Raw genomic sequence first — 12,269 nt, 5'->3', positions numbered from 1 at the left:
GATGAGCGAATTAATTGCAATTGGTAAAAACATTTGGATCCACAACGGCCCAGCTGTACCATTCTTTGGCATGCCATACACTACCAGAAGCACCATAGTAAAGCTTTCTTCTGGCGCATTATGGGTCCACTCTCCCGGAGAATTAACGGAAGGATTACTGAGTGAATTGACGCAACTTGGGCAAGTGGCCTACCTAATTTCTCCAAATAAACTTCATCACCTATTTATGGGAGATTGGCAGGAAAAGTTCCCACATGCGATTATGTTTGCTTCTCCAGGTGTCGACAAAAAACGGCCAGATCTTACTTTTCAGCGCCAACTGGGCGACATGGCAGAACCCGAGTGGCAAGGAGATATTGAGCAACTCATTTTTAAAGGCAGCGCGGTGATGGAAGAAGTCGTATTCTTCCACAAAGAGAGCAGTACATTAATTTTGACAGATCTTATCGAGAACTTTCACCCTAACCACTTCTCCGGTTTTAAAAAAGTATTAGCGAAAATCACTGGGATTATTAGCCCTAACGGTAAAACGCCCATAGACTGGCGAACTTCGTTTGTGTTTGGGAAGCAGCAGGCCCGAGCCTGTTTTTCAAAGATGGCTGCTTGGCAACCTCAATATATCGTGATTGCCCATGGTGAATGCATTGAAACAGGCGCTGGAGCATTTTTAAACCGCTCATTTTCTTGGTTGGGTATCAATAAAGCCGCGTAAGGCGCAATGCAAAATAACAGAATATAAAAAGCGCTGTCATGTCAATGAACAGCGCTTTTTGTTACTTAATCTAAAATTTGGATCAGGAGTTCATTGTTTTAAGGATCCCCTGAAGTTACATTCCTCAAATTACATTCCAGCTGGATATGCATAACTCGCTTGTAGACCTAGTGGAATACCAAGCATCCAGTAGATCAATAAGAAGATGCTCCAACCAATCAAAAAGGCGATCGAGTAAGGCAACATCATCGCTATCAATGTACCTATTCCTGTCGACTTAACGTATTTCTGGCAGTAAACCACAACCAGTGGGAAGTAAGGCATAAGCGGAGTGATTATATTTGAGCCAGAATCACCAACACGATAAGCCGCTTGTGTTAAATCAGGTGAAATACCCAATTGCATTAACATCGGAACAAAAATCGGCCCCAGCAATGCCCACTTCGCAGAGCTTGACCCTACAAATAAGTTTACAAATGCGGTCAAGAAGATAATACCAACTACAGTAACATAGCTTGGCAGCGCCAATGCTTTTAATACTTGAGCCCCTTCAATAGCAAGCAATGCACCCAAATTTGAATGGCTGAAGGCACTGATGAAAAGTGCACAGAAAAACGCCATAACAATATAGTAAGACATGCTATTCATGGCTTTAGTCATGGCATCAATCATGTCTTTTGAGGTTTTAAACGTACCGACAACGAAACCGTATACCGCACCTGGGATCCAAAACAGTAGGAAGATAAGTGGTACAATTGATTGCATTAACGGCGCACTAAAATCAGTTAAAGCGCCCGACGGGCTGCGTAGTGCTGAATCATCACCGCTTGATGCATAAACCAATAATGCGATACCTGCTAACATCACCATAGACGCCACCACAAAGCCCTTCTTTTCTTTGCTTGTGATCTCATCAAACGAAGGCAAACTCTCTGTATCGCCATCAATTTCTGTCGCTTTTAGCCTTGGCTCTATAATTTTATCAGTGATATACCAACCTAATAAAATAATGAATAAGCTCGATGCTGAGGTGAAAAACCAGTTGTTTAGTGGGTTAATCGCGATTTCTGGATCGATGATCTGCGCTGCACTTTGGGTAAAGCTTTGTAGCAACGGATCGATACCTGAAGGAATAAAGTTCGCGCTAAATCCGCCGCTTACGCCAGCAAATGCCGCAGCAATACCCGCAAGAGGATGTCTTCCCATCGCATAGAAAATAACACCGGCAAGCGGAATAACTAACACGTATCCAGCATCTGTCGCCGTGTGGCTTACAATTGCAATAAGAATAATAGAAGGAGTTAGTAGTGCTTGAGGCGTGCGTTTAAGCATGATTTTAAGGCCAGTATTAATATAGCCAGAATGTTCGGCAACACCCACACCTAGCATAGCAACTAGCACCACGCCTAATGGTGCAAATCCCGTGAAGGTTTTTACCATCGTTGCCATAAATCCGGCAAGCGCATTTGGGTCTAATAAATTGTGAACGACAATCGCCTGATTGGTTCTTGGATCAATAGCGCTAAATTCTACGCCTGAAAATAACCAAGATAGCAGCCAAATCAGCAACATTGCTGATAAGAAAATGATTGCAGGATCAGGAAGTTTATTCCCCACCCGCTCTATCCCGTTTAAAAAACGTGTGATCGCAGAGTTTTGCGAGTTCGCTTGTTGTGTTTCGTGCATACCATTGCCCTAAGAAAAAAATTGCTTAACCATAACTTAATGTTTACATGTTAAGCAAGAAAACGTGCCTATTGACGAGACACTTTGCCGAATTAGTAGTCGACTTGGTATTTTTTTGTCTCAATTCAGTGTTCAATAAAGAATTTACGCTATGCTTTTTATATGTCTGAAATTAAGGATTTTTAGATGATAGATCTAGACGACAAAGTGTTAGCTGACGTCAAACATGGTTTTAATTTACCACCGAAGCCCGCGCTGATAAGCGAGTTGCAAGCAGCGCTTGCTGCACCGGATCCAGACCTGAACGACATCGCTTCTATCATCGCTCATGATGTCAGCACCTCAGCCGCGGTGCTAAAAATCATCAATTCCCCACTGTACGGTTTGGCAAGAACGGTAACTGATGTAAAACAGGCTGTCGTCTTTCTAGGTCTAGACTCTATTAGTAAGCTTGTGACCGGCTTTTTGCTCAAACAAACCTTTGACCAACGTAAATGTTGTATCAGTTTGGAGCGGTTTTGGGATAACGCTTCAGATATCGCAGATAGCATTATGGTGATTGGTAATAAACTTAAATCGCGTGTTCCTATCGAAAACTTGCACTTACTAGGCTTATTTCACGACGCAGGGATTGCCGCTATGGCGGTAAATTACCCCGATTATATGGAAACGCTCATTGCCGCTAACAAAGATTATGACAAGCTGTTAGTCGAGCACGAAGAAGAAAAGTACGAGACCAATCACGCCATTATCGGCTACTTCCTCGCAGCTTCCTGGAATTTGCCACAAAGTATTTGCCAGATGATTTTATGCCATCATGACCCTGAGTTTTTGGGAAACTGTAAAGACGAAGAGCAAAAATTAGCTTTCGCTGCTCTAAAAATGGCTGAAAATTTTGTACATATCAATAAACGTTTTGTTGCCGCACCTGATTGGCACTTAATGAAAGCAGATGTATTGAAAGTTTTAAATTTAGATGAGGATGATTATCAGGACATAAAAGAAGACCTAGATGAATACTTTTTAGAGCAGGATGAATAAGGCACTAGTTATCTTACATTCAACACCGTCTGTGAAATGCGACTCAACGACAGTGTTGCGGCAATTCTTAAAACTTCGTAGACTGGCAGCAAAATTAAAATAACAAAGACTTAAGGAATTTACATTGCCAGCGCTGCTATCTCTTAAAGGCAAATTTGCCATCTTTGGGCCTGGAATATTAATGGCAACTGCTGCTATCGGTGGTTCACATCTCGTTTCGTCAACGCAGGCTGGGGCACTATTTGGTAGTCAATTGATCTGGTTAATTGTTGCTGTTAATTTGCTCAAATATCCCTTTTTTAAATATGCAGTAGAGTACACAAGCCACTCTAAGCATAGTGTCGTCGAAGGTTATCACGCACATTACCGCTTCGGATTTAAGGTTTTTGTGCTACTCAATATTTTCGCAGCCATTGTAAATACTGCAGGTGTGCTATTACTTACCGCAAGTCTCTTGAGCTACTCGCTGCCATTTCCAATAAATATTGAATTGTTAAGCTTTATACTTTTGGCTAGCTGCTTGGCAATCTTATTGGTTGGGCATTACAAAATACTTGATGTGACTAGCAAATGGGTAATGATAATTTTGACCATTTCCACAGTTATGGCACTTGCCATAGCGGCTCATAATGGACCTGCCCATCCGGCCCCCATTGATCCAGTATCCCCCTACGACATCGCGCTACTGGGCTTTTTAGTTGCCTTGATGGGTTGGATGCCCGCACCAATCGAGATTTCAGCCATTAATTCGTCTTGGCTAAAAACGAAGATGGCTAAACAACCGCTAACAAGTAGCCAGATCCTACTGGATTTCAAGGTGGGATATTTTGTAACGCTGGGTCTGGCGGTCGTTTTTTGTTTACTCGGTATGCTAATGCAATACGGTCAAGATAAGCCTGTGGAACTCGCTGGTGTTGCGTTCTCACAGCAGCTCATTGATATGTATGCTAATACGATTGGCGAATGGGCCAGATGGCTAATTGCTGGCGTCGCATTTTTATGTATGTTTGGAACAACCATCACGGTGTTAGATGGCTACTCCCGAGTGCTTAGTGAATCGCTTCAGTTGTTACGACCTAACACAACGAAAAAGAGTTACACGCTCATTCTATTGCTACAAGCAGCGCTTGGTATGGCCGTAGTGCTGTTTTTTAAAGCCGACTTAAAGAGCATGCTAATGTTTGCCATGAGCTCAGCGTTTGTCACTACTCCTATCTTTGCTTGGATGAATTTAGGATTAGTGAAAGGTGAGATCTATCGCCGTCAACCAATTTATACCAAGGTTCTAACGGGACTGGGGCTGATTTATTTAGTGGGCTTTGCACTGTTATTCATCTATTGGCGATTTTTGATGTAAAGCCAAAGGAGGCTGAGTAGCAGATGCAAATTACACTTCTAGCACCTGCTACTCTCAGGTGAGATGCGGTTATTTTAAATTTTGCACCTGCTCCCAAATAGAGACCACGTGCGCTTTGTCATCGTCATTTAGCTCTCCATTTCGGTATGCTTTTACCAAGCTGCTCTCAACTTTGGCATTTAACTCATCAATCGAAAGATCTGCTTCCTCTACTTGTGCATAGCCTACCGCTAAGTCAAAGTGACCGCGTAAATAGCCGCCAGCAAATAGTTCATCATCGCTCGCTCTATCAACAAGCTCATCAAAAAACTGCTGCGCTTTCTCTACATATTCTACTAAAGACATATTTATTCCTAAATTATTCTTGATGGCCTATGGCGTACATTACATGGTCATTGAATCCAGTGATCACTTTAATAAATCCAGCTAAGGACTCATCAAGTTGTTCATCACCGGTATCAGCAATTAAAGGACGACCATTTAAGGCCTTTAATTTCGATTTTGTAGCGATAAGGATAATATTATCTTTACCGATTTTTTTGATGAGGTTAGGGCTTAGCTGCTGATTACCGCGGCCAAAAATGTGTCCTTGCCCACCAATTAATGTGATCACTAGCTTTGTTTTGTCATCAGCAAGCGACAACAATTGCTGCGCGGTTTGATCTTGCGCGATCAGCGCTTGGTCCCTTACAACATCAACACCAAGAAGTGTATTATCAAGTCCCATCTCTTCCATCACTGCTGCAACGGTAGAACCAGATCCCATGATATAGGTTTCGTCTTCTTCCATTTCGGCAACCACATAGGCGGCGATATCTGCTAACACTAATTCATCGCTTTCTTTGCCACCGTTTTTCACCGCTTGAACATATCTCAGCTCGGTCGGCACTTGCATTTCACCAAATCGTTTAGCACGCACTGTCCCTTCACGAAATGCAGCTTCATCAATGTCCATCACATCGGCTTCGCCAATGGAGACAAGCTCTCCGGTAACCAAAAGTTCAACGACTCTACCTGCTGCTTTTGGCGTTATCGCGTATACGCCGCTATGAATTTTGCACCCAGCAGGGATCCCAAGTACAGGACATGAATCACCCACCGCGTGGCAAATGTTACGGGCAGTACCATCGCCACCAGCAAACAAAATCAAATCGACACCGAGCTGTTGCATCATTTGCGCTGCGGTCTCGGTATCTTCAGGACGAGTTACCGTGCTTTGAGTTTGATAAATCACTTGGGTGTTAAAACCTAGCTCTTTTGCCGTACGCTCCCCCATCTCACCGTTAACGGTAAATATTTCGATGTTTTGTTGATGTTGAAGCAATTGTGTTAAAGCCGTTTTTGCTCGCTGATTAGCGCGAGGCTCTGCACCTAACGCCAATGCTTGTTGAGCTGTTTCAGCGCCATCGCTACCTTTTAGTGCAACGCTCCCACCAAGCCCAGCCAAAGGATTAATGATAAGTCCAAGCTTAAATTGCATCGTCAAACTCCATGCTTAGCTCTGTCGGGATATCCCAGTTAAATTGCTGCTGGCGTAAAGGCCAAGGTGTATTATAAAAATTGCTTAATGCGTTGAGTAGTTGAGTCGTTCTGGTGTTAAATCCGCTTTCTAATAAAACTAGCACTTGCTGATGCACCCGTTGTTGAAAGCTGAAACGGCAAGTTTGTTCACCGTTGAGGTTATCAACGGAAACATTAAATGAAAAACCAGCTGCGACGCTTAACGCCCACTCAATCGCTTGTGGTTTCACTTCCACTTTTTCAAATTCGAGCTGCTGCGCTTTATCTCGTCCATCAGGACAATACCAGTAGCCGTAATCTTCGAGTTGACGACGCGCTTCACCCGCAACAAGCCAGTGCGCAACTTCATGCAAAGCACTAGCATAAAAGCCATGAGCAAAAATAATGCGATGATGAGGGTATGATTCATTTGCAGGTAAATAGATAGGTTCGTCGTCGCCCACTACCAGCTCAGTGTTGAGCGTGTGCAGGAATAACCCATTAAAAACAGCAATGAGGTCTTCTATTTTATGCATCAACATCCGCCACAAGTCTAAACTGGGCGCAAATTGTAAGGTTTTTAGCGGCTAAAGTAAAAGATCTCGTTTTAGACTATGCCTTTTTGTCCAAAGAGCTGCGTGGCGCGATATAAAGCGAAGCACGATCTCGACCTGACTTTTTCGACTCATATAGGGCTAAGTCAGCTTCTTCAAAACATCGTTTGTGATTAAAGCTTTCACCAATAAGCTCATATCCTGCCACGCCAATGCTGAATGTCAGTCCAAAACTGGTGAAACGAGTAAATTCATGTACCAGTCGTTGTGCAAAATTAAGCGCAGCATCCGGTCTAGTCTCGGGGCAGATAATTACAAATTCATCACCGCCCCATCGTCCAATATGGTCGCTTGGGCGTGCTTGCTCTCTTAGAAACTGCCCAACTTCCTTCAATGCATTATCACCATCTTGATGTCCTGCGGTGTCATTAAGCTGTTTAAAATGATCAACGTCGATTACCAGTAGCGATAGCGCTCGATGATAACGTATGGCCCGCTGCACTTCTTCTTTCAGCAGCGCTTCAATCTTTCTGCGATTCATAACCTGAGTTAAGAAATCCAGTTCAGCTCGGTTCTTCAATTCTTGTTCTTGACGTAAATCTCGGATCACTGCAATAAAAACATCATTTTTAGAGACGGACACCGTGGATAACGCGATATCTACTGGGATCTCTACACCTGATTGGTGCCGCCCTACAATTTTTAGACCATCATGCGTCACCCTACGCATGGTAGAAGTGCCCTGGAACTTCTCTCTGTCCACGACATGTTTACCGGTAAACCGCTCTGGAATGAGGTCTTCAACCCGCATACCTAATAGCTCTTGAGGCTGATACCCAAATAAATCTGTACAGGCCTTATTGACCTCTGTAAGCCTACCGTCTTTATCACAATATAAAATGGCATCAGGAGTAGAGTTGAATAACTTTCGCTTTTCGTTGATAAGTTTAACCACAAAAATGAGCGTAAAAATGTTTAAGCAAGCAAACAACAAGACTATTGGTAGTAGCAACAATACACCGGTGTTACTTAACTCTTGGGTTTGAGCAAGCTTTACCGATTGGTTTTGCTTTGCAAACTCAAATTTCTTTCCAATCGACTTACGCAAATAATTAAATGCAGCTTCTGCGTCCGTGTCATCTACTTTCACTAAACGATCCACAGCCTCAGAGCTCAGCCTTTTCGATGTGAATTTTGACTTAGCAAGCGCAAGCATTTGTGTATATTCATCAAAGGTGTGTTGAATAACGGCTAATGCCTTTGTCTCTTGGCTGCTTAGCGCCGTACTTTGCAATTTTAGGATTGTCGCTTTGGTCGCTTCAACATCAGCTAAAGCCTGTTCGTAATAAATCTCGTCTTGGCGTAGTACATAATTTTTGAAGTGATGAATAAAGCCGTTATAACCAAAGCTACGCTCAAGCTCAGCTAGCAGTTCAGCACGCTTAATTGCAACTTCCGTTTCTGATTGCCATGACTGATGAAATGAAGAAATGGAGTGGTTTAACAAAGTGGACCAATAAAATAGGCCACCACTCACCAAAATAGTAAAAATAACTAACCCGCTGATCTGCAAAAAGATACGTTTATTCATATACTCTGCTGTCCAAATTCAGCAAATCCTAGAGCGAAGTGTGCAAAAGAGGAAATTAGAGGCCGTCTAGGTGCTGTAGAATCCATGTCGATGGTACAAAAGTTACATACCATTACAGCTATTAAGTCTAGACCAGAGAACGAAAAAAGCCGCATTACAGCGGCTTACAGATAGGATATTTTCAATTAAGATAAATTGGTATCGTTACTCGTAATAAGCTTTGCCTTCTTCGGCCATAGCAAGTAGCGGCTCCGCAGGTGTAAATACAGGGTTGTCAGCAGCGTATGTTGATAGCTCTGAACACACCTTATTGGCGCCTTTTTTGTCCATATAACTAAATGGGCCGCCCAAGAATGGAGGGAAACCAATGCCAAAAATAGCACCAATATCACCATCTCTTGCATTACGAATAATACCTTCATCAAGACAGCGCGCAGCCTCATTGAGCATCTGTGCAACGCAGCGGTTCGCAATTTCTTGTTTATTCAATTTAGGAGAAGGCGTGACACCGAGTAACTCATAAACTGACTCGTCCACTTGCTTGCCTTTTTTACCTTCATAGGTGTAGAAACCACGACCAGATTTGCGACCTAGACGTTTGCTATCTATCATACGTGCAAAAGCATCCGGCGCCTTAAAGCGAGCACCTAATTCTTTTTCTAGGATTGGCGCTATCTTAGAACCAATGTCTACACCTACTTCATCAAGAAGCGCAAGAGGACCAACAGGGAAACCAAACTCAACCAAGGCTTGATCGATTTTTTCTATCGGCTCACCGGCAAGCAAAAGATTTGCCGCTTCGTTGACATAAGGCGCCAGAATACGGTTTACGTAAAAACCAGCTTTGTCTTTTACGACGATTGGGGTTTTCCCTTGCTTACGAGCAAAAGCCACAGTGCGCGCAATAACCTCATCACTGGTGGTCTCGTGCGGAATGATCTCCACCAGCGGCATTTTTTCTACTGGTGAGAAATAATGCAAACCAATTACGTTTTCAGGACGCGTCGCTTTTGCCGCGATTTGGCCGATTGGTAATGATGACGTATTGCTTGCAAATATCGTGCTCTCACTACATTCGCGTTCAATATCCGCCACCATCGACTGTTTAAGGTCTAAGTCTTCAAATACGGCTTCAATCACCATGTCTGTGTGTTTAAAACCAGAGTAATCTGTTGTCCCCGTGATCATATTCAAAGTTGATTGCATCTCTGCCTTTGAAACAATACGACGCTTTTGGCGTTGAGTTAGGATCTTATAGCTGTAATTTAATGCGTTGCTAATGCCCTGATGCGCAACATCTTTAATACGTACTGGTGTGCCTGCTTTAACCGCACTAACATGGGTAATACCTGCGCCCATTAAGCCACCACCTAGCACTGCAACACGCTTCACAGGAGCAAGATCTTCACCTTGGAAATCCTTTTTCATTTCCGTTGTCGCAAAGAAAATCCCACGTAGCGAGCGCGATACTTCAGACATCACTAAATCAGCAAAACCCTCGGCTTCGGTTTTATAACCTTTAAGCTTGTCCAGCTCTACAGATGCACGTACCGCTTTGATGATAGCGAGCGGCGCTGGATAGTGACCACCCGTTTTCTTCTCAACATTTTCTTGTGCTTTTTTGAAAATGATATTGCGTCCGAACGGGTTAGACTCTAGCAACTGACTAATTTTGTCTAATTTCGGTTTGCGAGGCTTAGGCTTACCTTTTCTGGCAAGCTTCACCGCTACGTCGAGTAAAATACTGTGGGGTACAGAATCATCAACTAGGCCCGCTTTTTTCGCTTGCTTAGGTCGAACTTGTTTACCAGTTAGCATCCATTCAAGTGCTTTTTGAATACCAACTAATTTCGGTAGACGCTGTGTACCGCCACCGCCTGGCAATAGACCAAGCTGTACTTCTGGAAGACCCAGTTTAGTCTTGCTGTCTTCAGTACATACACGGTAATCACAAGCCAGCGCAAACTCCAAGCCGCCACCCAGTGCTACACCGTGGATCGCAGCAACGGTCGGGAATGGTAAATCAGCCAATTTAAAGAAGGTTTTATGACACATTTCCGAAATCGCTAACGCATCTTCACGGGTTTTCGCGCTGTCTAGCATTTTAATGTCTGCACCCGCGATAAAATTATCGTCTTTACCACTGATAAAAACCATACCCGTTACGTCGTCTTGCTTACTCTTTGCGATGATCTCTAATAATTCATCAGCAAATGTATCACGTAGGGTGTTCATTTTTTCGCCCGGCACGTCGATTGTGACGATGGCGACTTTATGGTCGTTTAATTCATAAGAAAATACTGACATTATGCGCTCTCCAATACGAATGCTGCTCCAAGACCACCTGCAGCACAGGCAGTTGTCAATGCAAGACCACCGCCGCGGCGCTTAAGCTCATGTAGGCTTTGCGTGATCAAGCGTGCGCCGGTTGCTGCGAATGGGTGACCATATGCAAGTGAACCACCAAGCACATTAAACTTATCCATGTCGATTTCGCCAATTGCTTTACTGCGACCAAGTTTTTCTTGCGCGAATTTGTCTGAGCCAAACATTTTCATATTGGACAGCGCTTGCGCTGCGAAAGCTTCATGCATTTCTATCAGGTCAAGATCAGCAAGGGTAATACCCGCTCGGTCAAGTGCTACAGGCGTTGAATGTGCAGGACCCATCAACATATCTTCGTGTACGCCGATAGCAGAGAAGGCGAAACTACGCACATAACCTAAGATGTCATAACCAAGCGCTTTAGCTTTGCTTTCGCTCATCATTAATACTGCCGCTGCACCATCGGTCAGTGGCGTTGCATTTGCTGCAGTTACTGAGCCGTGCTGTCTGTCAAATACAGGCTTTAACTTGGCGTAGCTTTCCAATGAAGAGTTTTCACGGATGTTATTATCTTTATCAATAAAGCTTTTGTATGGTTCAACATGGGCAGCCATCACTTCATTGTTTAATAAGCCTTCCGACCACGCTTTTGCAGCTAAGGTATGTGAGCGGTGCGCCATCGCATCTTGATCTGCACGGCTGATCCCGTGAGTCTTAGCCATTTGCTCAGCGGTTTGCCCCATTGATAAGCCAGTTGAATATTCCGCAACTGCCGGTGGCACTGGCAGTAAGTCTTTGAGTCTTAGCTTTGAGAAAATCTGTAAACGCTGCTTAAGCGTACGTGCTTTGTTCAAGTCAACAAGGCTACCTGCAAGCTTTTTGCTCACGCCAATCGGTAAAACTGATGAAGAATCCGCACCACCAGCAACACCGACACTCACTTGGCCTGAAATAATGCTCTCTGCAACGTTAGCAATCGCTTGGAAACTGGTTGCGCATGCACGTGATACAGAGTAAGCGTCAACAGAAACTGGCATGCCAGTACCAAGCACGATTTCACGCGCAATGTTTGGTGCTTCCGGCATTTGTACAACTTGGCCGAATACCAGTTGGTCGATTTCTTTACGATCGAAGTTCAAACGCTCTAGCATTTCGTTGACGACGATTTTACCTAAATCTAGGGCTGGAACGTGGTGAAAAGCGGTAGCTTGCTTTGCGAATGGCGTACGCAGGCCGCTCACGATAGCGATTCGGTCGCCTTTTGATGTTTTTAGTATGTTTTGTTCAGACATGAATTTTGCTCTCCCGCTGACAGGTCTGACCTGTTAATTTCCTCCGATTCTAAACAACCAAATCGAAGTTGCCAATAGCAAAGCACGAAATGGCTGCTTTTTAAACCGTGAAAACCAACTTTAGATGCTTTTTCAAGCAATCTCAAAGTATTTGAAATTGCTATTTAAAATTTATGAACTTTTCTAAAATTATGGGTCTAATCAACTTGAT

The 12,269-nt window shown here is 43.7% G+C and carries 10 protein-coding genes; 3 read left to right on the top strand and 7 right to left on the bottom strand.

What is annotated here, in order from left to right; all coding sequences use genetic code 11:
* The first annotated feature begins 1 nt into the window (after position 1).
* Positions 2–712 (top strand): DUF4336 domain-containing protein, encoded by a 711-nt coding sequence (locus EXT47_RS19140; protein WP_130127324.1) that lies wholly within the window; start codon positions 2–4, stop codon positions 710–712.
* Positions 713–841: 129 nt separating this feature from the next.
* Here EXT47_RS19140 and EXT47_RS19135 read toward each other — a convergent pair whose 3' ends face one another.
* Positions 842–2,398, bottom strand: coding sequence for an AbgT family transporter (locus EXT47_RS19135; RefSeq protein ID WP_039494890.1), 1,557 nt, complete (start codon positions 2,396–2,398; stop codon positions 842–844).
* 186 nt (positions 2,399–2,584) lie between these two features.
* On the opposite strand from EXT47_RS19135, the gene EXT47_RS19130 reads away from it, so the two are divergent.
* Both EXT47_RS19130 and EXT47_RS19125 read left to right on the top strand, forming a co-directional pair.
* Positions 2,585–3,439: an HDOD domain-containing protein gene (locus tag EXT47_RS19130; protein ID WP_039494886.1), complete on the top strand. Its 855-nt coding sequence runs from the start codon at positions 2,585–2,587 to the stop codon at positions 3,437–3,439.
* Positions 3,440–3,563: 124 nt separating this feature from the next.
* Complete coding sequence (locus tag EXT47_RS19125; protein ID WP_039494885.1) at positions 3,564–4,796, top strand: NRAMP family divalent metal transporter; 1,233 nt, start codon at positions 3,564–3,566, stop codon at positions 4,794–4,796.
* Between the two features lie 69 nt (positions 4,797–4,865).
* Here EXT47_RS19125 and EXT47_RS19120 read toward each other — a convergent pair whose 3' ends face one another.
* The 6 genes from EXT47_RS19120 to fadI form a co-directional block, all read right to left on the bottom strand.
* On the bottom strand, positions 4,866–5,141 hold the full coding sequence (locus tag EXT47_RS19120; RefSeq protein WP_010377735.1) for a YfcL family protein: 276 nt from the start codon (positions 5,139–5,141) through the stop codon (positions 4,866–4,868).
* 13 nt (positions 5,142–5,154) lie between these two features.
* The gene (locus EXT47_RS19115; RefSeq protein ID WP_039494884.1) at positions 5,155–6,276 is read right to left on the bottom strand and encodes an ATP-NAD kinase family protein; all 1,122 of its coding nucleotides are present in this window, start codon (positions 6,274–6,276) and stop codon (positions 5,155–5,157) included.
* On the bottom strand, positions 6,266–6,832 hold the full coding sequence (locus tag EXT47_RS19110; protein ID WP_039494883.1) for an elongation factor P hydroxylase: 567 nt from the start codon (positions 6,830–6,832) through the stop codon (positions 6,266–6,268). Before EXT47_RS19110 ends, EXT47_RS19115 begins: the two co-directional genes overlap by 11 nt.
* A gap of 76 nt (positions 6,833–6,908) precedes the next feature.
* Positions 6,909–8,441, bottom strand: a complete 1,533-nt coding sequence (locus EXT47_RS19105; protein WP_039494882.1) for a sensor domain-containing diguanylate cyclase — start codon at positions 8,439–8,441, stop codon at positions 6,909–6,911.
* A 204-nt stretch (positions 8,442–8,645) separates the two neighbouring features.
* Positions 8,646–10,748 (bottom strand): fatty acid oxidation complex subunit alpha FadJ, encoded by a 2,103-nt coding sequence (gene fadJ, locus EXT47_RS19100; protein ID WP_130127323.1) that lies wholly within the window; start codon positions 10,746–10,748, stop codon positions 8,646–8,648.
* Positions 10,748–12,058, bottom strand: coding sequence for an acetyl-CoA C-acyltransferase FadI (gene fadI / locus EXT47_RS19095; RefSeq protein ID WP_010605222.1), 1,311 nt, complete (start codon positions 12,056–12,058; stop codon positions 10,748–10,750). The genes fadJ and fadI overlap by 1 nt, the downstream gene beginning before the upstream one ends.
* Positions 12,059–12,269: the final 211 nt, after the last annotated feature.

It is taken from the genome of Pseudoalteromonas sp. CO342X, assembly GCF_004208915.1.
GTDB classification, from domain to species: Bacteria; Pseudomonadota; Gammaproteobacteria; order Enterobacterales; family Alteromonadaceae; genus Pseudoalteromonas; species Pseudoalteromonas maricaloris.
The sequence above is the reverse complement of the archived record's forward strand: the minus strand, read 5'-3'. Positions and strand labels throughout refer to the sequence as shown.